The organism is Emticicia sp. SJ17W-69 (genome assembly GCF_051209875.1).
Classification (GTDB): domain Bacteria; phylum Bacteroidota; class Bacteroidia; order Cytophagales; family Spirosomataceae; genus Emticicia.
The window spans coordinates 1,989,961-2,009,353 of the sequence record NZ_JBNTQY010000001.1; the positions used below are offsets into that span (position 1 = coordinate 1,989,961).

Annotated in this window: 23 protein-coding genes; 12 read left to right on the forward strand and 11 right to left on the reverse strand. The window is 35.3% G+C overall.

The window, feature by feature from the left end; genetic code table 11:
- Positions 1-7: 7 nt before the first annotated feature.
- The 4 genes from ACQUQZ_RS08200 to ACQUQZ_RS08215 all read right to left on the reverse strand — a co-directional run bounded on the left by ACQUQZ_RS08200 (position 8) and on the right by ACQUQZ_RS08215 (position 3,346).
- The gene (locus tag ACQUQZ_RS08200) at positions 8-826 is read right to left on the reverse strand and encodes a DUF5672 family protein (protein WP_435354391.1); all 819 of its coding nucleotides are present in this window, start codon (positions 824-826) and stop codon (positions 8-10) included.
- Positions 827-916: 90 nt separating this feature from the next.
- On the reverse strand, positions 917-1,678 hold the full coding sequence (locus tag ACQUQZ_RS08205; RefSeq protein WP_435354392.1) for an SDR family NAD(P)-dependent oxidoreductase: 762 nt from the start codon (positions 1,676-1,678) through the stop codon (positions 917-919).
- Between the two features lie 57 nt (positions 1,679-1,735).
- A complete protein-coding gene (locus ACQUQZ_RS08210) occupies positions 1,736-2,488 on the reverse strand; it encodes an SDR family NAD(P)-dependent oxidoreductase (RefSeq protein ID WP_435354393.1) in 753 nt (250 codons plus the stop codon).
- Positions 2,489-2,575: 87 nt separating this feature from the next.
- On the reverse strand, positions 2,576-3,346 hold the full coding sequence (locus ACQUQZ_RS08215) for a class I SAM-dependent methyltransferase (RefSeq protein ID WP_435354394.1): 771 nt from the start codon (positions 3,344-3,346) through the stop codon (positions 2,576-2,578).
- 217 nt (positions 3,347-3,563) lie between these two features.
- Between ACQUQZ_RS08215 and ACQUQZ_RS08220 the strand changes: the two genes are divergently transcribed.
- Entirely contained in the window at positions 3,564-3,917 is a 354-nt protein-coding gene (locus ACQUQZ_RS08220; protein WP_435354395.1) for a hypothetical protein, read from the forward strand.
- A 180-nt stretch (positions 3,918-4,097) separates the two neighbouring features.
- Positions 4,098-5,009, forward strand: coding sequence for a hypothetical protein (locus ACQUQZ_RS08225; protein WP_435354396.1), 912 nt, complete (start codon positions 4,098-4,100; stop codon positions 5,007-5,009).
- Between the two features lie 108 nt (positions 5,010-5,117).
- Here ACQUQZ_RS08225 and ACQUQZ_RS08230 read toward each other — a convergent pair whose 3' ends face one another.
- Entirely contained in the window at positions 5,118-5,261 is a 144-nt protein-coding gene (locus ACQUQZ_RS08230; RefSeq protein WP_435354397.1) for a hypothetical protein, read from the reverse strand.
- Between the two features lie 171 nt (positions 5,262-5,432).
- On the opposite strand from ACQUQZ_RS08230, the gene hisS reads away from it, so the two are divergent.
- The 8 genes from hisS to gpmI all read left to right on the forward strand — a co-directional run bounded on the left by hisS (position 5,433) and on the right by gpmI (position 13,276).
- Complete coding sequence (gene hisS, locus ACQUQZ_RS08235; protein WP_435354398.1) at positions 5,433-6,794, forward strand: histidine--tRNA ligase; 1,362 nt, start codon at positions 5,433-5,435, stop codon at positions 6,792-6,794.
- 6 nt (positions 6,795-6,800) lie between these two features.
- Positions 6,801-7,838, forward strand: a complete 1,038-nt coding sequence (mltG, locus tag ACQUQZ_RS08240) for an endolytic transglycosylase MltG (RefSeq protein ID WP_435354399.1) — start codon at positions 6,801-6,803, stop codon at positions 7,836-7,838.
- Positions 7,839-7,939: 101 nt separating this feature from the next.
- Positions 7,940-9,562 (forward strand): amidohydrolase, encoded by a 1,623-nt coding sequence (locus ACQUQZ_RS08245; protein WP_435354400.1) that lies wholly within the window; start codon positions 7,940-7,942, stop codon positions 9,560-9,562.
- A 93-nt stretch (positions 9,563-9,655) separates the two neighbouring features.
- Positions 9,656-10,153 carry a low molecular weight protein-tyrosine-phosphatase gene (locus ACQUQZ_RS08250; RefSeq protein ID WP_435354401.1) on the forward strand — a complete coding sequence of 166 codons (498 nt, stop codon included), beginning with the start codon at positions 9,656-9,658 and terminating at the stop codon, positions 10,151-10,153.
- Positions 10,154-10,191: 38 nt separating this feature from the next.
- Positions 10,192-10,500 (forward strand): DUF433 domain-containing protein, encoded by a 309-nt coding sequence (locus tag ACQUQZ_RS08255; RefSeq protein WP_435354402.1) that lies wholly within the window; start codon positions 10,192-10,194, stop codon positions 10,498-10,500.
- A 336-nt stretch (positions 10,501-10,836) separates the two neighbouring features.
- A complete protein-coding gene (locus tag ACQUQZ_RS08260; protein WP_435354403.1) occupies positions 10,837-11,361 on the forward strand; it encodes a hypothetical protein in 525 nt (174 codons plus the stop codon).
- 29 nt (positions 11,362-11,390) lie between these two features.
- Positions 11,391-11,621 (forward strand): hypothetical protein, encoded by a 231-nt coding sequence (locus tag ACQUQZ_RS08265; protein ID WP_435354404.1) that lies wholly within the window; start codon positions 11,391-11,393, stop codon positions 11,619-11,621.
- Between the two features lie 92 nt (positions 11,622-11,713).
- A complete protein-coding gene (gene gpmI / locus ACQUQZ_RS08270) occupies positions 11,714-13,276 on the forward strand; it encodes a 2,3-bisphosphoglycerate-independent phosphoglycerate mutase (protein ID WP_435354405.1) in 1,563 nt (520 codons plus the stop codon).
- A gap of 66 nt (positions 13,277-13,342) precedes the next feature.
- Here the strand turns inward: gpmI and ACQUQZ_RS08275 are convergent, their stop codons facing one another.
- The 6 genes from ACQUQZ_RS08275 to ACQUQZ_RS08300 form a co-directional block, all read right to left on the reverse strand.
- On the reverse strand, positions 13,343-13,528 hold the full coding sequence (locus ACQUQZ_RS08275) for a hypothetical protein (protein ID WP_435354406.1): 186 nt from the start codon (positions 13,526-13,528) through the stop codon (positions 13,343-13,345).
- Between the two features lie 24 nt (positions 13,529-13,552).
- Entirely contained in the window at positions 13,553-14,095 is a 543-nt protein-coding gene (locus tag ACQUQZ_RS08280) for a pyridoxamine 5'-phosphate oxidase family protein (protein ID WP_435354407.1), read from the reverse strand.
- Positions 14,096-14,221: 126 nt separating this feature from the next.
- Positions 14,222-14,542: a PIN domain-containing protein gene (locus ACQUQZ_RS08285; RefSeq protein ID WP_435354408.1), complete on the reverse strand. Its 321-nt coding sequence runs from the start codon at positions 14,540-14,542 to the stop codon at positions 14,222-14,224.
- Positions 14,539-14,763 carry a hypothetical protein gene (locus ACQUQZ_RS08290; protein ID WP_435354409.1) on the reverse strand — a complete coding sequence of 75 codons (225 nt, stop codon included), beginning with the start codon at positions 14,761-14,763 and terminating at the stop codon, positions 14,539-14,541. Before ACQUQZ_RS08290 ends, ACQUQZ_RS08285 begins: the two co-directional genes overlap by 4 nt.
- Before the next feature lie 78 nt (positions 14,764-14,841).
- Positions 14,842-17,019, reverse strand: a complete 2,178-nt coding sequence (locus ACQUQZ_RS08295; RefSeq protein WP_435354410.1) for a molybdopterin cofactor-binding domain-containing protein — start codon at positions 17,017-17,019, stop codon at positions 14,842-14,844.
- Between the two features lie 21 nt (positions 17,020-17,040).
- Entirely contained in the window at positions 17,041-17,535 is a 495-nt protein-coding gene (locus ACQUQZ_RS08300) for a (2Fe-2S)-binding protein (protein ID WP_435354411.1), read from the reverse strand.
- A 140-nt stretch (positions 17,536-17,675) separates the two neighbouring features.
- Between ACQUQZ_RS08300 and ACQUQZ_RS08305 the strand changes: the two genes are divergently transcribed.
- On the forward strand, positions 17,676-18,062 hold the full coding sequence (locus ACQUQZ_RS08305; RefSeq protein ID WP_435354412.1) for a four helix bundle protein: 387 nt from the start codon (positions 17,676-17,678) through the stop codon (positions 18,060-18,062).
- A gap of 236 nt (positions 18,063-18,298) precedes the next feature.
- A complete protein-coding gene (locus tag ACQUQZ_RS08310) occupies positions 18,299-19,321 on the forward strand; it encodes a threonine aldolase family protein (protein ID WP_435354413.1) in 1,023 nt (340 codons plus the stop codon).
- Positions 19,322-19,393 lie beyond the last annotated feature (72 nt).

Genomic DNA, 19,393 nt, shown 5'->3' on the forward strand with positions numbered 1-19,393 from the left:
TATTAAATCACTCAAATGTATAACCAAACTTTTCAATTTCTTTTTTCCAAAATTCAGTTTCATAAATATCCCAAGCATGACAACCGAAAGGAAGACCGCCATTGAGTTTGTAGGCTTTTTGAGGCATGTGTTCCACGCCAAATTTTAGGGCAGTTCTCCAATCAGGGATTTTGAGTTGAGGTACGTAGCGATTCAATTCGATGCCCCAAAACATATCTTCATTGTAGGCGGGATGCTCTTTTACTTTTTCTAAGTATTCCTCAATTTTTTGTTGATTTTTAGGAATGAGACTAAGTAATTTTTTTGTACGCCTTAATGAAAATCCACCATTACCAACAGAACGTTTCATGATGATTTCTTTTGGCCCATATTTGCCATAAAGTTCTTCTTTCAAATCAAACCAAATCGCTAATTTCTTTTTGATATTCCAGATAAACTCCTTGATTTTTGAGTCAAAATTTATTTCAATTCGCCAAGGAGCTCCAATATAATCATAACCTTTTGCACACCATTCTGCCAACTCATCTCGAAATACAAAAGCATCTAATTGATAAATGAGCATATACTCATGAGCAAGAAAACGGCTATAAAATTCTTGGGAAAGTAATAAACGATTATAAGTTAATGTGCTTTTAAAATAAGAATCATCAAAGTTTTCAAACTGGATTTTTGGATACTTTTCTTGCAAGCGATTGATATTCAAAGATTTAGGTTTTGCAATGATAATTGGGTAATGCCCCAACACACGCATTCCCTGCGAAAGAGAAATCTCTTCAGTTTTACTTAGCTTTTCTTGATAAATCGGAATTATTACGCAAACACTCATTTTAGGATTTAGGATTTAGGATTTAGGTGTTGGATTGTTATTTACAACTTATAAACGCTAAGTCCTAAATCCTAACACCTAATACCTTGCTTAAATGATCGTTCCACCATCAATCGAAAATAATCCGCCTGTAGTATAGCCTGATGCCGCCGAAGCTAAATACAGTGCCATTGGTGAAATTTCTTCGACTGTTCCCATGCGAGCAATCGGTAGGTTTTTGGTAAAATGAGCCAAAGTTTTATCATTATCCCACAAAGCTTGGCTAAATTTGGTTTTTATCAAACCTGGGCAAATGGCATTTACTCGGATACCATCCACGCCCCATTCTTTGGCTAAAACTTTGGTAAGCATATTCAAAGACGCCTTGCTAACACTATACATTCCCAAACCAGGGTCGGGTGTATGACCAGCAATACTACTGATATTTATCACACTTCCACCACCACGAGCTTTCATACTTGGGTGAACCATTTTTGCCAATTCAAAAGGTGCTTTCACATTGATTTGCATGATTTTATCGAATGCACTCTCTGAACATTCGAGCGAAGGGCCATAAACGGGATTGGTAGCAGCGTTATTAACCAAAATGTCAATGCCACCATAAACTTCGATGGTTTTTTCAACCAAGTTTTTGAGTTGTGCCATTTCTCCAGTGTGGGCCGCAATGCCAACGCACTCACCACCTTCGGCAGTTATTTCTTTAGCTAATTCATCCAAATCAGCTTGTTTTCTACTACTAATTACCACTTTTGCTCCATAAGCAGCCAATATTCTGGCAATCGCCTCACCAATTCCTTTACTTGCTCCCGTGATGACAGCTACTTTTCCTGTTAGGTCGAATATGTTTTTCATAAAGCCAAACTTCTAATAAAGTTAAAAATTATTTTTTTGTTCCCCTTTAGGGGTGATCTACTGCAAAATCAATCCACCATCTAAAATAACACTTTGACCAGTGATAAAAGAGGCTTCATCGGCGGCTAAATATAAAATGGCACTGGCAATTTCTTCGGGTTTACCAAAGCGTTTCATTGGTGTGGCATTTTGCAATGCTTCCATATAAGCATCATCAGTATCAGCTCCTTCGAGCATGGGTGTTTGTGTAAATCCTGGACAAACAGCATTGATTCTGATACCGTATTTAGCATATTCAATACCCGCTGTTTTAGTCATTCCGACTACGGCGTGTTTGCTTGCTGAATAGGCGATATGTCCAACCATACCCAAATGTCCAGCCACAGAAGCTATATTTACGATATTTCCACTGCGTTGAGTGATAAAATGCTGCAAAGCAATTTTCATACAGTTCCACAGTCCTTTTACATTAACATTAATTACTTTATCAAAATCTTCTTCGGGATATTTATCAGTACGGATGCGTGGGCCAAGAATACCTGCCGAATTAACCAAAATATCAAATCTGCCCAAACGTGTAATTGTTTGTTCAATCATTCGCTGTACATCATCAAGGTCGATTACATTGACTCTGATGAAAGAAGCTTCGCCACCCGCGTTTTCAATTTCTTCTACCAGATCGTCACCCATTTTTTCTGATAAATCGGCAATCATGACTTTTGCACCTTCTTTTGCAAATAAAATGGCGGCAGCTTTGCCGATGCCAGAGTTTCCCCCTGTAATAATTACTACTTTGTCTTTAAATCTCATAGGTTGAATAGTATTTGGTTTTGTAGAACAATTTTCTAAATTGTTCTTGATGATGAATAACAATTTGGAAAATTGTTTTACGAATGCTTATTTTTTCTCACAAAAATATACGATTTCTTCGCTTGGCAAAGAATAGCGTTTTACTAAATCCTTTGACATTTTCATCACAAAATCGTCTTCTGTAACTTTAAAGCCCGCTTTTGCTAATTCTTGTCCATAATCTCTGCCAAAAAGTCGCAAATGGTCATTTTGCCAAAAAATCCTTTCACGCTCACGTGGGTCGGTTATGCTTGGATCTTCAAAAGTATGAGCTTTTGTCCAATCTTGTGGCGATTGAATGATGGCCCAACCATTTGGTTTCAAAACTCTATAAAGTTCCGACATTGCTTGATGATAATCATCAACATGTTCCATCACGTGGTTGCAAATGGCAACATCAAATGTATTTGCTTCAAATGGAATCGAATGAATATCCATTTTAACTTTTGCCAAAGGTGATTCGATATCTGCGGTAATATAGTCCAAATTCTTCATTGCCTCGAAACGGTCAATAAAGCAATATTCAGGAGCAACATGAAGCACTTTTAAGTGGTTTTCTGTGAAAAAGTTTGTTCTTTCTTTCAAATATAGGGCCATCAAGCGATGACGCTCAAGAGCCAAACAGTTTGGACAAAGGGCATTTGGACGGGAAACTAAACGACCATAAGGCAAAAACTTAGTCAATTTTGCATCACAAACAGGGCATTCAACATTATTACCTTTCAAGAAAAAAGTATAGACTTTTAAGGGAATATGGCTAAATAATTGTAAATATTTTCGAGGAATAAATCGGAGTAAAAAACTGATAATTTTGCCCATTTTTTGTGAGTTATGAGTGATAATTGATGAATTATGCGTTGTTATTATGTAATAAAATTTCTTTTATTATTAGTCAATTTGTTGATTATCAGTGTATTATAATAAGTGTTAAGTGCATAATTAATAATTGATAATAGATAATTGTACTAATTTTGTTTCAAAATTAGTTATTTTTGTTCTTAGATTTAACACCAATAACAATAAAGATTCAAAGAAGATGGAAGTAAAAAAACAAAAACCACCTGGAAAAAAAATGTTGAAACGAATGAGCCTTTATACAAAATGGTTATTATCTGCTATCGGAGGGTTGGCTTTGATTGGTTTTGGATTAAGCGTTTTTAGCGAAGCAGCTAATCTTAAACATACCAATGCCCCTTTTCTTAGATGGTTCTTGCTTGGAAGCTATAGTTTAATAATGATCAATGGTGGACTATGTGTTTTTGGTCAAGCGATTATTTTTAAAATGAAAATGGAAAATAAAAAATTAATAAAAAAAGTATTGAAACAACGCTCTAAAAAAACAGCAAAAAAATTGACCATAACTAAGCTTGAAATGCCTAAAACAGAATAATATTTGGTTTTAGGTTGTATTTTACTTGCAAAATATAGTATTATTTTGCTAACTATTCATAAAATGTAAACAATTGATTATCAGAGGTTTGTAATAAATGAAATATATACGTAAATTTGTAAAAAAAACAAATCTTTTGCAGTAATATATTTTTTGCAATATATAGGAAAAATATAATAAATGACCTCTTTATCTCTTGAAGAATTAAGTTCTAAAGCAGTTCTTCAACCAAGAAAAATATTGATAGCCGTTGATTTAAAAGAAAATTCTGAAAAAATCATCGCTTATTCTTTGCTTATCACGCAGCGTATCTATTGTGATTACACTGTTTTGTACTGTCTGGATAATGACTTATCAGAAGAAATTGCACAGGAAAAAGTCCGACTTTTACTGGAAAAAATCAATGAAAAATACAGCAATTTTGCCAATAAGTATTTAAAAAGCATTATTCTTAATGAAAAACCAGTTACCGCTATCGAACAATTATATCAAGTTCATGATTATAATTGTATAATGATTGGGACAACCAATCATGAAAATGCTTGGGAACTTGGTACAACTTCAAAAGCGATTTTATTAGCTATTGCTACTTCCATTATTGTAATTCCCCCCAAAACCGAGCTTGTTTTTCCCAACAATATTAGTGTTTTGATAGAAAAAAAAGAGAAATCAAATTTTGAACGCCTTACAGCTTTCAACAGATTCGTTTCTTTTGATAACATATTTATTAACTTCGTTTTTTTTCCTAAAGACACAAAAATTATGGATGAAGAAAAGGCTTTGATAGAGCAATATCAGAGTTTTTTTGAATCAAATTTTTCTTTTGCTTTCATTGTTGAAGCAGCACCGACTTATATAAATTTCTTTGAATATATTGAAGAAACTTATTGTACTTCGGCCGTAATCACTTGGGATGAGAGTTCTGCTTTTTATGAGCCTATTAAAGAGAGTAATTTTTATAAATTTCCTTGTAGCCCTAAAGTGCCGGTTTTATATGCGAAGAAAAAAGAGCCTATTGAGAATGCGGAGAAGGAATTAACTCCATTTCTTGAGAATCTTTTCATTAATAGTGAAAAAAATACAACAAAATGATTATATAGTAGAAAGCGATAAAATAAAAAAAGAGATACTTGAGAGCATCTCTTTTTTATGAATTTTTCGCAAGTACGAAATATTATTTCAAAACATTCATCCTACTAATTACTTAGTGAATTCTGCTTTCAATTCTTCGATATCAACTCGTTTTACATCTAATTTTCTTGACAAACGTTTGATTGCTGCAATTCTATTTTTTGCAATCGCTTGATTTCTTCTTGCCTTACGCTTTAACTGTGTTACTGCCATTTTCGTATGTTTTTAATTATTCTTTCAAATTTCGGAGTGCAAAGCTACAAAAATCAATTAATATTTAATAATTAACAATAACTTTTTTCCACTAATTTTGTGGCAAGTTTAAATTTAATTTATAAAAATAGCTTTTTTTGCCTTTAATGTTCGGAAAAAGCTCCCAAAAATATGAGTAAACCCAGTTTAGCAAGAGGAACACGTGACTTTGGCCCTTCGGTGATGGTCAAACGAAATTATATTTTTAATACAATCAAACGTACTTTCGAGAAATTCGGCTTTCAACCTATCGAAACCCCAACCATTGAAAATCTCTCGGTTTTGATGGGAAAGTATGGAGATGAAGGAGACCAACTGTTATTTAAAATCTTGAATTCAGGCGATTTTTCTAAAGATTTGAGCCAAAAAGATTTGGATGAAGGTGCAAAAAAACTTACGCACAAAATCTCAGAAAAAGGATTACGATATGATTTAACTGTTCCGTTTGCTCGCTTTGTGGTGATGAATCGCAATGATTTGGTGATGCCATTTAAGCGTTATCAGATTCAACCTGTTTGGCGTGCCGACCGTCCGCAAAAAGGTCGTTATCGTGAATTTTACCAATGTGATGCTGATGTGGTAGGTACAGATTCTTTGATTTGTGAGGCAGAAATTGTATTGATGTTGCAAGAGATTTTGCAGAATTTAGGCATCAAAGATTTTACAATAAAAATCAATAACCGAAAGATTTTATCAGGTATTGCCGAAGTAATCGGTGTAAAAGGCAGTGAAATTCCATTGACAGTAGCCATTGATAAATTAGACAAAATCGGTAAAGATAAAGTTGAGGATGAATTGCGTGAGCGAGGTTTTTCGGAAGAATCTATTGAAAAATTACAACCTATTTTTGGAATACAAGGAGCTGATAGCCAGGTGTTTGATAAACTGAAAGTCTGGCTGAAAGATTCTGAAATTGGTCTTAAAGGAATCGAAGAATTGGAGAAGGTTTGGTCTTTGGTTGAATCATTCGGATTAGATAATTCTAAGACACAACTTGATATTACACTTGCTCGTGGATTGAGCTATTATACAGGAGCAATTTTTGAAGTGAAAGCTAATGGTGTTCAAATCGGGAGTATATCAGGTGGCGGAAGATATGACAACTTGACGGGTACTTTTGGAATGCCAGGATTGTCAGGTGTTGGTATTTCTTTAGGTGTTGACCGTATTTTTGATGTGATGGAAGAATTAGGTTTATTTGTTGATAATCAAGGTGTTACGACTAAAGTTCTGTTAACAAACTTTGATGCAGAAGCTGAAAAATACTCTTTGCCAATTCTCAAAAAATTCCGTGATGCAGGCATCAATGCTGAAATTTATCCTGAATCTGGAAAAGTAAAAAAACAATTTGATTATGCCAATCGCAAGAATATACCTTATGTACTCGTTGTTGGTTCGGATGAAATGCAAACAGGCGAATTGACGCTCAAAAACATGGCTTTTGGTGAGCAAGAAAAGTTAAAAATTGAACAAATTATTGAAAAGCTAAAATAAATATCTATGTTAAAAAATCGAAAATTTATTGCGTATGCACTCGTCATTACTACAACCGTAGTAGCAACCTTAACCTTCTATTTTTGGCAAGTTGCTAATAGTGATAATCTAAATGTTGAGGGTAAGAAAACCTTTGTTTTGTATATTCCAACGGGTGGAACCTACAAAAATGTCATAGATTCATTGCATAAATATAAAATGATAAATGATGAGATCTCATTCCAGTTTTTATCAAAATGGATGAATTATCCTGAAAAAGTAAAGGCTGGACGCTATGAGATTAAGCCTAATTCTGGTAATAAAGAGGTCATTTCAAGACTTCGCAGAGGAGAACAAGATGAAGTAAGATTAACTTTTAATAATGTTCGACTAAAATCAGATTTGATTAAAAAAATGGGAGGTAGGTTTGAATTTAAAACCGAAGAACTCATCGCTTTGCTTCGCAACCCTGAGGCTTGCCAAAAATATGGTTTTGATACAACTACTATCATGTGTATGTTTTTACCAAATACTTATTTTATTCGATGGACAACCACGCCAGAAAAATTTATGGCAAGAATGAACGACGAATATAAAAAGTATTGGACTGATGAACGCCTTCAACAAGCAAAATCCATCAACATGACGCCTATTCAAGTGGCAATTTTAGCTTCTATTGTACAGTCTGAAACCAATAAAACTGATGAGATGCCACGTGTAGCAGGTGCGTATATCAATCGAATGGCAGCAAATATGCCTTTACAAGCTGACCCAACAGTAAAATTTGCAGTGGGCGATTTCAGTCTACGTCGAATTTTGTATAAGCATTTATCTATCAACTCTCCCTATAATACTTACAAAAATACTGGCTTACCCCCTGGACCGATTGCATTACCAGAACCAAATGCTTTGAATGCTGTTTTGAATTATGAACGCCATAAGTACATTTATTTCTGTGCAAAAGAAGATTTTTCTGGCTATCATAATTTTGCTGAAACATTTCAAGAACATACCAATAACGCACGTATTTTCCAAGAGGCTTTGGATAAGGCCAATATAAAATAAAGTAAGACGGAGTTCCTACTCCGTCTTACAAAAAAGCGAAGTAAATGAAATTTTACTTCGCTTTTTTGTTAATTTGCCCCTACAAACTAAAACTTACCTTTATGAAAAAAATACTGTGGGTATTATTATTCCCCATTATCACTTACGCTCAAAAGCAAACGGCCGACTTAATTGTGTATAATGCTGTAGTCTATACTGTTGATAATCAGTTTGTTATGGCAGAAGCCTTTGCTGTAAAAGATGGAAAATTCTTAGCAAGAGGTTCCTCAAAGGATATTTTAGCAAAGTACAATGCCAAACAAAAGATTGATGCCAAAGGTAAACCTGTTTTTCCTGGATTTTATGATCCACATAGCCATTTCATGGGACTTGGGCAAATGTTGAGTCAGTGCGATTTGGTCGATACAAAATCGTATGAAGAAATTATAGAAAGACTAAAAAAGTTTGATTCCGAACATAAAGACGAGCAATGGATAATTGGCAGAGGCTGGGACCAAAATGATTGGGATATTAAGGTTTTTCCGACAAAAGATTTATTGGATAAAGCATTTCCAAACAAACCTGTGGTGCTTACTCGCATTGATGGTCATGCTACCATCATTAATTCAAAGGCCATCGAATTGGCAAAAATATCGCCTACAAGTAAGGTAAATGGGGGCGTAGTTGAGGTAATTGATGGACAATTGACAGGGATTTTGGTTGATAATGCCATGGGTTTGGTAAAGAGAGTAATTCCGCAAGCAACCGAAACCGATAAACGGAAAATGCTTTTGGCTGCTCAAAAAGAATGCTTGAAATTAGGTTTGACTACTGTTTCTGATGCAGGACTTAACCAAGACGATATTGATTTGATTGATAAAATGAACAAAGAGGGGTCGATGAAAATTCGAAACTATGTAATGGTTTCTTTGGGCATTAGAAATTTAGACTATTATATAAAAAAGGGTATTTATAAAACTGACCGTTTAAACGTTCGCTCGTTTAAATTATATGCCGATGGAGCTTTGGGCTCTCGTGGAGCTTGTTTATTGAAACCTTATAGCGACGAAACTTCAAAAACTGGCTTTTTGTTATTGAGTGCGGCTGAGTTGGAACGCAGTTTGACCCAAATTTATAATTCAGGCTTTCAAGCAAATACCCATTGCATCGGTGATTCTGCCAATCGTTTAATATTGAATTTATACGGCAAACTATTAAAGACAAAAAATGACCGCCGTTGGAGAATCGAACATGCACAAGTAGTTGATAATCAAGATGTTCCGAAGTTTGGGAAATACTCAATTATTCCTTCGATCCAAGCTACGCATGCCACATCGGATATGTATTGGGCAGATAAAAGGTTAGGTGATGTGCGAGTAAAAACGGCTTATGCGTTTCAAGATTTATTGAAACAAAATGGTGTAATTGCCAACGGAAGCGATTTTCCTGTCGAATTTGTAAATCCATTGTATGGTTTTCATTCGGCAGTGGCTCGACAAGATGCTAAAAATTTCCCAGAAGGTGGCTTTCAAATGGAAAATGCCTTGACTCGTGAGCAAGCTCTTCGTGCAATGACGATTTGGAGTGCGTATGCCAATTTTGAAGAAAAAGAGCGAGGCAGCATCGAAGCAGGAAAAATGGCTGATTTTGTTATTTTGGAAGAAGATTTGATGAAAATCCCGAAAGAAAAACTAAGAAATGTGAAGGTTTTGAATACTTTTGTTGGAGGAGAAAAGGTGTTTTAAGAGACATAGTAATACAATTCTCCGAATTGTTTCGTTTACTAAATACAATTCGGAGAATTGTGCTACTTTCAATATAAATAATTAATTAGTAATATGATAAACGTCCTTTTCGTATGTCTCGGCAATATTTGTCGTTCGCCTATTGCCGAAGGCACTTTTAGAGAATTAGTCAAAAAACGAGGCTTACAAGACAAAATTGCTTGCGATTCGGCAGGAACTGCGGGTTATCATATTGGTCAATTGCCCGACCAACGTACCATGAAAAATGCCGAGAAACATGGCATCAAACTTACACACCGAGGACGTAAACTTTCGGCAACAGATTTAGATAATTTCGACCATATTGTGGTAATGGACGAAGAAAATTTCAAAAATGTCAATGATTTTTACTATAAAACCAAACATAAAACACCTGCTGCTGATAAACTTTTCTTGCTCCGTGACCACGACCCCGAAACAAGAGGAATCAAAGAAGTGCCAGACCCTTATTATGAATCAGAGCCATTTTTTGAAGATGTTTTCCAAATTGTATGGCGTAGCAATGAAACGCTTTTAGATTATTTGATAGAAAAACATCATTTGGTAGAATAGGAGTGTTTTGTTAAATTTGAATCTAAAATCAATAAATAATGGTAAAAACACTTGATTCACATTTTGTAACAGATATAAATACCTGTGGAGGTCAACCAAGAATTGCGGGTAGACGCATTATGGTAGGTCATATTGCTGTGTGGCATGAGGAACAAGGAAAATCGGTTGCTCAAATAGCCAATGATTATGATTTGAGTTTCTCAGATATTTATGCTGCCTTAGCGTATTACTATGATAATAAAGAAGATATAGTGAAACTAATAAATCAAGAAGAAAATTATGCTGAGAAAATGAAGAATATGACAGTTTCCAAATTATCTAATAAATTGAATGGAAAGCAAAATTAAGTTTTATTCTGACGAGCAAATTGACCCATAAATAATCAAAGAATTACGCCGACTGGGAATTGAAGCATTGAGTTGTCAAGAAGCTAATAATTTGGGTAAAAGTGATATTGAACAACTAAATTTCGCCACTCAAAACAACTTCATACTATTTCTCAAGGTGCCGATTTTTTAGACTTGCATTATCAAGGCTTTAAGCATAAAGGTATTATTTATGCAACAAAAAGAAAACCTAATGGCTTGATAATAAAGAACATACAGCTACTTCATGAGTTAATGACCTCCGAAGAAATGATTAACTATCTTCATTTTGTTTCCGAAGTCTAATCATCAATTTCCATGAATCTCCAACAAGAAATCCTAAAAGAATATTCCAAAGCAAATGTCGATAGTATAGCCAATTATGTGGGTGGCGACGAGCAGCGTTTTGCTGAATTGATGCAGTTATTTCTCAATGGAGATTATATAACTACCCAACGTTCGTCTTGGATTTTGAGTGAATGTGCAGCAAATCAACCGTCATTAGTTTACCCTTTTTTTAAGGAATTTATTGAAAAACTTCACGCACCAAATGTTCATGATTCTGCCAGACGAAATATTATTAGAACTTGGCAATTTATCGAGATTCCAGAAGAATATATTGGTGAAGTTTATGATACATGTTTTCGCTTTCTTTCGAGTAATGAAGCCATTGCTGTAATCGTTTTTTCCATGACAGTTTGTCATAATATCACCAAAATAATTCCTGAGCTAAAGCAAGAGTTATTTTTTATGATAGAAAATGTAGTACAGAAACACCAATATGGTTCACCTGCGATTAAAAGCAGAGGCAATAAAATTTTAGCAGAATTGAAGAAAAAATGAGTAAATTTGTGAGCTAAACTTTCAAGAATATGAGATTAATTATTGAACAAATAAATGACCAACAAAAAAAAGCATTTATGGTTGTAGCAAAAGCCATGAATGTTAAAGTAAAAGTTGAGAAAGAAATTACTGAAAATTCTGTTGTTGTTGAAGGTTTTAAGAAAGCTCTCAAAACCATGAAAAAAGTAGAAGAAGGTAAAGCAAAATCTCGTCCTGTCGAAGATTTGTTAAATGAACTTGAATCAATTAGAAATAAATAACAACCAAAGAAGTTTTCATAATAATCATGTGTCTGAAAAGCCTCAAAGCATGAAATAATAAAACTCCCCTTTAGGGGCAAGGGGTAAAACTTATGAGCAAAAAAGTAATTTTAATTATCCTCGATGGATGGGGAATTCCTAAAAAAGGAGAAGAATGGCGTTCGGCAATAGAATCTGCTAATGTTCCATATTTTAGAAAATTGATGAGCGAATACCCCAATAGCACACTTGAGGCTTGCGGCCGTGCAGTAGGCTTGCCCAACGGACAGATGGGTAACTCCGAAGTAGGTCACATGAATTTGGGTGCTGGTCGAGTCGTTTATCAAGAATTAGAAAAGATAAATATTGCCGTTGAAGAAGGCTATTTAGCCAAAGAACCAGTATTGGTGGATGCTTTTCAATATGCAAAAGACCATAATAAAAAAGTGCATTTTATTGGCTTAGTATCTGATGGTGGTGTTCATTCACACATCGATCATGTTAAAGGCCTTTGTAAAGCTGCGGGCGATTTTGGACTAAAAGATGTTTTCGTTCATGCGTTTACCGATGGACGTGACTGTGATCCTAAAAGTGGTAAAGGTTTCTTAGAAGATTTGCAAAATACATTGGAGACAACAGGTGGTAAAATCGCCTCAGTAACTGGTCGTTACTATGCAATGGACAGAGATAAACGTTGGGAGCGAGTAAAAATGACTTATGATGCAATGGTTAAAGGCATTGCAGCAACCGATGAAAATGTAGAAGGTTTGGAAGTGAAAGTTCAAATTAATGAATTATCTGCCGTCATTCAAGATTTTTATGATGAAGGCATTACTGATGAATTTTTGCAACCAATTGTTATTGTTGAAGATGAAAAACCAGTAGCTGTAATCGAAGAAGGGGATGTGGTGATGTGTTTCAATTTCCGTACTGACCGTGGACGTGAAATTACAGAAGTGCTTACGCAGAAAGACTTCCCTGATTTCGGCATGAAAGCCTTGAATCTTTACTATGTAACCATGACAATGTATGATGAAACTTACAAAAATGTCAAAGTTATTTACGAAAAAGACAATTTGAATAATACTTTGGGTGAAGTTTTGGAAAGGGCTGGTAAGAAACAGATTCGCATTGCCGAAACTGAAAAATATCCACACGTAACATTCTTCTTTTCAGGCGGTCATGAACAACCATTTGAAGGAGAAAGTCGTCTAATGTGTCCTTCGCCAAAAGATGTTGCGACGTATGATTTAAAGCCTCAAATGGCTGCTTTTGATATTGATAATGCCATTATTCCAGAATTGAAAAAAGGTGAAGTTGACTTCGTCTGCTTAAACTTTGCCAATCCTGATATGGTGGGACATACAGGCGTTTTCTCAGCAGTTGTTTCGGCAGTGGAGGCGGTTGATAAATGCTTAGAACAAGTAGTAGAAACTGCTTTAGCCAATGGCTATACCTCAATCGTTATTGCCGACCACGGTAATGCTGATTATATGATTAATGACGATAAATCACCAAATACGCAACATTCATTGAATCTTGTGCCGTGTATTGTGGTTGATAAAACTGAGCGTTTTGAAGTAAAAAGTGGCAAATTAGGTGATATTGCCCCAACGATTCTAACATTGATGGGTGTAGAAATTCCTAAAGAAATGACTGGTGAAGTATTGATTTAATCGCTTGAAATAGAAAAAAGGTGGATAAAGCTTTATGCTCTATCCACCTTTTTGTGTTTATGGAACTTATTCGTTCTTACTTCTAAATCCTTCAGCAATGCTACGTATTAAAAGTGCTGTTAATGCACCAATGGCAAAAATGGATAAAAATTGAACAGTCCGAATATTGTCATTTTCTACGATCCGTGTGTAATTTCCAATAGAGATGATTAGCATAATTGCAATTGCAATTCTTCTTCTTTTTGCGTCCATAAGGCTTAGGGTTTTATATAAAAATTATTCAAAAATGCCTGTAGGGTGACCGTCAAAACTAATCGTATTTTTCTTTTCCCAATATTCTTTTATCCCTTCTTCACCTTGCTTTTTTGCCCAAGCTTTTAGTTCGTTTCTTTCTTCCTTAAAATCCATAAATGGTACAGCCATTCCGCAAGATGTTTGGACAATTTCTACATCAATATCAATAATTTGTCTTGCCCCTTCAAGTGTTGGAAATAAATTAATATATTCTGCCCATTCTTTATCTCTTTGATGATAGACCTTGCCTTTGCCATACAAACGTAAAATCAAGGGTTTGCCTTCAAATGCACAAAACATGATAGTAATTCTGTCATTTTCTTGCAAATGAGTAGCGGTTTCATTGCCACTTCCAGTGACATTTAACCACATCACACGATTGGAATTGATCACTCTAAAGCTATCCATCCCTTTAGGAGAAACATTCACAATTCCCGAACTCATGGCTGTTCCAACAAAAAATATCTTTTGTTTTTCTATAAATTCCATTATTTCAGGAAGAATTTGCTCTACTTTTTTACCCATTTTGTTTTAAGTGTCAGTTTTATCCTTAAATATTACGTAAAAAATCTTCAAAAAGCATTACTTTACGAAAACCTTGCTTTCTTAAACCAGTTGTGATAGGCTTATCTCTAGTTAGTAAAATTAAATCTACATTGCTAAAGCAACATAGCTTGTATCTTTAATGTCAATATTTTGGAGTAATTGATTTGCTTTTTCTAAAGATTCTTGACACAAAATATAATTTGGCAGAACTGTTATTTCAGAAAAAACAGAAATAGTCCATCTTTTAAGTTCATCCTCCTGCAATTTTGTTTTTTGTAGAATAACCCCTTTGTATTTTTCTATTTCGACTAATGCAAACTCAGGTAAAAAGAAATGATAGAAACTAATGATTGGTTTATAACTGGCATTACCGCTGATGAGCATACTCATTAGAATATTAGCATCTATTACATAATGAGTTGTCATGGAACGAGAAACTTATGTTTTTCTTGTTCCCAAGCCAAATTACGAGACAATAGCCATTTTTCATCATTTTTAAGGTCTATTTCTTCTAAATCTTCTAATAAATTCTTCGCAGATGTTTTCAATTGAAGTTTTACTAAATAGTCTTTTAGGTAACTTTCTATTTGATTGTAGCCAAGGGTTTTTACAAATGCTTCGTCTAACTGTAACTTAAACTCTACCATATCTTATCTGAGTTTTAGCGTAAATTTACAGATTTTTATTTGTGGCATAGCAAGACCATGCCACAAGTTTGTTTATTCTCAACCTAAATTACTAATATCAAAAGGTAATTTTCTCAAACGTTTACCAGTTGCTGCAAAAATCGCATTACCCAATGCAGGAGCAACTGGTGGTAAACCTGGCTCACCTACACCACCTGGGTTTTCGCCACTATCAATGATATGAATTTCCATTTTTGGAGCTTCATTGAGTCGCATGACGTTGTATTGATGGAAGTTACTTTGGTCACAAACACCATTGGTGAAGGTAATGCCACCTTTGATAGCTGCTGTAATTCCCATCACAATATTTCCTTCAGTTTGTGCTTTTACATGGTCAGGATTTACATAATAACCGCAATCCAGCACCGACACTACTTTATCTATTTTAATACCTGCTCCATCTTTAGAAACCGTCATGCAACAAGCAGAAATACTGCCAAATGAAGCAAAAACTGCCAAACCTTTGCCTTGTCCAGCACCTAATTTTTCATTCCAATTAGCTTTTTCAGCAATTGTTTCTAATACTTTTCTGTATCGAGCATCTTGTACCAAATCTAACCGTGCTTGAAGCGGGTCTTTTCCTGCTAATTGAGCCAATTCGTCAATAAAACATTCTTGTCCCCAGCCCATATTTGAAGCATAAACCGAACGCCACCAAACGATTGGAATGTCGGTTTTTACATTGGTCCAAGAAACTTTAGATACAGGAAATTCATATTTGCTATTTTCGGTACTGATTTCACCTGATAACCAAGGGTCAGATTCATCAGGAGCTAAACCATTAAATACTTGACCAACAATTGATTCGCCAATGGCATGGTGGTGAAAACCAGTGATTTTACCATTATCAACAAAGCCCTGCATGTGGCTCAACATTCCTGGGCGGTAAGGCCCTTGTGTAATATCATCTTCACGAGTCCACAGCATTTTGACAGGTTTTTTGAGTTCTTTTGCCAAGAAACAAGTCTCATTCAGATAATCGTGGTAAGCTTTTCTACCAAATGAACCTCCAAGTAAAGGAACATTGAACTTGATTTTATCTTTTTTAATGCCTAAAGCCCTTGCAACATCGCTCAAACCACCATCTGGACCTTGAACGTGAGCCCAAACTTCCGCTGTGCCATCATCTTTTAAATGTACTACTGCACATTCTGGTTCGATGGGAGCATGTGCCAAGAATGGTGTTTCGTAGCTTAATTCTAATTTTTGCTTAGCATTGGCAAATTTTGCATTGAAATCACCTTTTTCTTCATACCTGATGCCTTCTTTTTTTGCAGCTTCATAAGTTGCTGCAAAGTAGTTGTCAGTTGTCATACTTTTGGCTAAATCACCATTATCCCATGTCACTTTCAATGCTTTTCTACCTTTCAATGCTGCCCACCAGTTTGTGGCAATAATAGCAACTGCATCCGATTTACGGTGAGGCATTTGTCTTTCACATTTCATTACTTGCAAAACACCTTTTACTTTCAACGTTTCGCTATCATCAATCGAAACGATTTTTCCGTGAATGGCTGGTGAGTGCTGAATACAGGCATAAACCATATTTGGCACTTCAATGTCAATTCCATAAACGGCTTTTCCTGTTACTCGCTCTGGCACATCGAGGCGTTTGTTATATTTACCCAAAATCTTGAAATCTTTAGGGTCTTTCAATTTTGGATTTTTTGGAACAACTAATTTTGAAGCATCATCTACCAATTCACCGTAAGTGAATGATTTGTCTGAGTTTTTCAAATAAATTTTCCCATCATTGGCATAACAATCTGCTATTGAAACATTCCAACGTTTGGCGGCCGTTTCGATGAGCATTTCTTTAGCAGCGGCTCCTGCTTTTCGTAGAGAAGTCCACAAACCTCTTACAGTACTACTTCCACCTGATTGTTGGCTACCATATTTGGATTGCCCATCAGATTGAATCAATTTTACTTTATCCAAACTCACTTCCAATTCTTCAGCAATCAATGATGGAGCTGCTTGTGTAGAACCTTGTCCCATGTCAGGACGTGGATTGATTAAAGCAATGCTTCCATCGGTGCTGATGATAATAAACGGATTTATTTCAAGGTCTAAAACGCCTACTTTGCTTGGGTTTGTGTGAGAAATATTTTTAGGGTGTTTTTCTCGGGCAAAAGAATTAAGACCAATCATTAAACCTACTCCCGTGAACGAAGTAGTTTTGATAAATGAACGGCGTGATGTATTGATATTTTCCATAGTTTCGAATCAAATTTTAGATTATTTACCGTTTCCTACATTTGAGTTAGCACTTTTCAAACTATCTGCCGCACGATGAATTCCTTTGCGAATGCGGTCATAGGTACCACAACGGCAAAGATTGCCACTCATGGCAGCGTCAATATCAGCATCCGTTGGATTTGGGTTCGTTTTGAGTAAAGCAACAGCTGACATGATTTGTCCAGATTGACAGTAGCCACATTGAGGAACTTGCTCTTCAATCCAAGCTTGTTGAACAGCGTGCAATTGGGTTTCTCCAATGCCTTCGATGGTTGTAATCTTCGCATTTTTGGGAAGTGTTGAAACTTGAACTTGACATGAGCGAGTTGGTTCGCCATTGATATGGACGGTGCAAGCTCCGCACATCGCCATTCCACAGCCAAATTTTGTGCCTTTCAGACCTACAAAGTCCCGTACAACCCAAAGTAGGGGCATATCAGGCTCAACATCTACTTTTGTTTTCTTTCCGTTTACAGTAAGGTTGAATATTGCCATTTGTTTATTTGGTTATTTGTTACTGGTTACTTGTTATTGGGAAATTGGTTACTGGTTATTAGCGAGTATTTGTATATTTGTGAAATCATATAATATCCTGATTTTCCAGTAAAAGATTCCCCAATAACCAGTGACCAAATATGAATTATTTGAATTTTACTGATTTAGAAGTTTATAAAGAATCCCGTCAACTTAGAATAAATATTTCAAATTTAGTAAAAACAAATTTTCCAATTGAGGAGAAATATAAACTTTCTGACCAAATTCTTCGTAGCTCAAGAAGTGTAACAGCTTGTATTGCCGAAGGTTATGGACGATATTATTTTAAAGAAAATATTCAATTTTGCCGAATGTCAAGAGGTTCTTTAACTGAAACCTTAGAACATTTAATAACGGCTTTTGATGAAAAATATATAACTGAACAAGAATTGATAGATTTTAAAACTAAAATTGATTCTTGTGGGAAATTATTAAATGGTTATATCAATTATCTTAAAAAAGCTAAAAAGCCTAAAGATGAAGAATAATTATTGGAGAGGTGCGGAAACGCCAGTGCAGTTATTTGTTTTTAGTTACTGGTTTTTCAACAACCACATGGGCGGCTCTGTAGTTTCCCAATAACTAATTTCCTAATAACTAATTTCCCAATATACAATTCCCTAACAACCAGTTTCCAAGTAACCAATAACTAATTTCCATAATTATGACGTAAAATTTATGAAAAAGTTGGACTTTTGCAAAGAAATCTCCATTTATTCCCAATATGTTTATAGACCTTAGAAGTGATACAGTAACAAAGCCCAGCAAGGGTATGAAAGAAGCCATGTTTTTGGCGGAAGTGGGTGACGATGTTTTTGGCGATGACCCAACAGTGATTGCTCTTGAAACAAAAACTGCCGAGATGTTTGGCATGGAATCGGCTTTGTTTTGCCCCTCAGGAACAATGACCAATCAGTTGGCTATTCGTGTGCATACTTGGCCAGGAAGCGAAGTAGTTTGTGATAAATACTCACATATTTATTTGTACGAGGGTGGGGGAGTAGCACTAAATTCATTTTCATCATTAAAATTATTAGATGGGGATAAAGGTCGGTTGAATGCTCAACAAGTCCGTGATGCCATCAATAATCCTGATGATATTCATCAGCCAACGACAAGTTTGGTTTCCCTTGAAAATACAATGAATAAAGGAGGCGGTTGTTATTATCAATTGGCTGATATTCAGCAAATTAGAGCAGTTTGCGATGAAAAAAAGTTACCTTTACATCTCGATGGAGCAAGGTTATTCAATGCTTTGGTAGAAACCAACGAATCACCTTTGGTGCATGGACAATTGTTTGATTCAATTTCTATTTGTTTATCGAAAGGTTTGGGTTGCCCAGTAGGTTCTTTACTTTTGGGTAAAAAAGATTTCATTAAAAAAGCCCGTCGTTTCAGAAAAGTAATGGGTGGCGGATGGCGACAAGCAGGTTTTTTGGCTGCCGCAGGAATTTATGCTTTAGAGAATAATATCGAACGTTTGCGTGAAGACCACGCTCGTGCCAAGCAAATTGGCAAGATTTTAGAAGGTTTACCTTTTGTCGAAAATATCTATCCGATTGATACAAATATTGTTATTTTTCAATTACCAGAAACTATTTTAGCGAGTGATTTTGTGGTAAAAATGAAAGAACAAAATATTGGCTGTGTAGTATTTGGCAAACATTTGGTGAGATTTGTTACGCATCTTGATTTTACAGATGAACATTTAGAAGAATTTAGTAAAATTATCAGAAAAGTCAATTGAGTTCGTTTATTGTATGATAGGTTTTCAACCCATCGTTCGTGAATTTGAATTGTTTTAAAATAGATGATTAGC

Excerpts from the sequence above, each read along its gene's own strand:
- ACQUQZ_RS08200 (WP_435354391.1), bottom strand. The coding sequence starts at position 826 with ATGAGTGTTTGCGTAATAATTCCGATTTATCAAGAAAAGCTAAGTAAA.
- ACQUQZ_RS08205 (WP_435354392.1), bottom strand. The coding sequence starts at position 1,678 with ATGAAAAACATATTCGACCTAACAGGAAAAGTAGCTGTCATCACGGGA.
- ACQUQZ_RS08210 (WP_435354393.1), bottom strand. The coding sequence starts at position 2,488 with ATGAGATTTAAAGACAAAGTAGTAATTATTACAGGGGGAAACTCTGGC.
- ACQUQZ_RS08215 (WP_435354394.1), bottom strand. The coding sequence starts at position 3,346 with ATGGGCAAAATTATCAGTTTTTTACTCCGATTTATTCCTCGAAAATAT.
- ACQUQZ_RS08220 (WP_435354395.1), top strand. The coding sequence starts at position 3,564 with ATGGAAGTAAAAAAACAAAAACCACCTGGAAAAAAAATGTTGAAACGA.
- ACQUQZ_RS08225 (WP_435354396.1), top strand. The coding sequence starts at position 4,098 with ATGACCTCTTTATCTCTTGAAGAATTAAGTTCTAAAGCAGTTCTTCAA.
- ACQUQZ_RS08230 (WP_435354397.1), bottom strand. The coding sequence starts at position 5,261 with ATGGCAGTAACACAGTTAAAGCGTAAGGCAAGAAGAAATCAAGCGATT.
- hisS (WP_435354398.1), top strand. The coding sequence starts at position 5,433 with ATGAGTAAACCCAGTTTAGCAAGAGGAACACGTGACTTTGGCCCTTCG.
- mltG (WP_435354399.1), top strand. The coding sequence starts at position 6,801 with ATGTTAAAAAATCGAAAATTTATTGCGTATGCACTCGTCATTACTACA.
- ACQUQZ_RS08245 (WP_435354400.1), top strand. The coding sequence starts at position 7,940 with ATGAAAAAAATACTGTGGGTATTATTATTCCCCATTATCACTTACGCT.
- ACQUQZ_RS08250 (WP_435354401.1), top strand. The coding sequence starts at position 9,656 with ATGATAAACGTCCTTTTCGTATGTCTCGGCAATATTTGTCGTTCGCCT.
- ACQUQZ_RS08255 (WP_435354402.1), top strand. The coding sequence starts at position 10,192 with ATGGTAAAAACACTTGATTCACATTTTGTAACAGATATAAATACCTGT.
- ACQUQZ_RS08260 (WP_435354403.1), top strand. The coding sequence starts at position 10,837 with ATGAATCTCCAACAAGAAATCCTAAAAGAATATTCCAAAGCAAATGTC.
- ACQUQZ_RS08265 (WP_435354404.1), top strand. The coding sequence starts at position 11,391 with ATGAGATTAATTATTGAACAAATAAATGACCAACAAAAAAAAGCATTT.
- gpmI (WP_435354405.1), top strand. The coding sequence starts at position 11,714 with ATGAGCAAAAAAGTAATTTTAATTATCCTCGATGGATGGGGAATTCCT.
- ACQUQZ_RS08275 (WP_435354406.1), bottom strand. The coding sequence starts at position 13,528 with ATGGACGCAAAAAGAAGAAGAATTGCAATTGCAATTATGCTAATCATC.
- ACQUQZ_RS08280 (WP_435354407.1), bottom strand. The coding sequence starts at position 14,095 with ATGGGTAAAAAAGTAGAGCAAATTCTTCCTGAAATAATGGAATTTATA.
- ACQUQZ_RS08285 (WP_435354408.1), bottom strand. The coding sequence starts at position 14,542 with ATGACAACTCATTATGTAATAGATGCTAATATTCTAATGAGTATGCTC.
- ACQUQZ_RS08290 (WP_435354409.1), bottom strand. The coding sequence starts at position 14,763 with ATGGTAGAGTTTAAGTTACAGTTAGACGAAGCATTTGTAAAAACCCTT.
- ACQUQZ_RS08295 (WP_435354410.1), bottom strand. The coding sequence starts at position 17,019 with ATGGAAAATATCAATACATCACGCCGTTCATTTATCAAAACTACTTCG.
- ACQUQZ_RS08300 (WP_435354411.1), bottom strand. The coding sequence starts at position 17,535 with ATGGCAATATTCAACCTTACTGTAAACGGAAAGAAAACAAAAGTAGAT.
- ACQUQZ_RS08305 (WP_435354412.1), top strand. The coding sequence starts at position 17,676 with ATGAATTATTTGAATTTTACTGATTTAGAAGTTTATAAAGAATCCCGT.
- ACQUQZ_RS08310 (WP_435354413.1), top strand. The coding sequence starts at position 18,299 with ATGTTTATAGACCTTAGAAGTGATACAGTAACAAAGCCCAGCAAGGGT.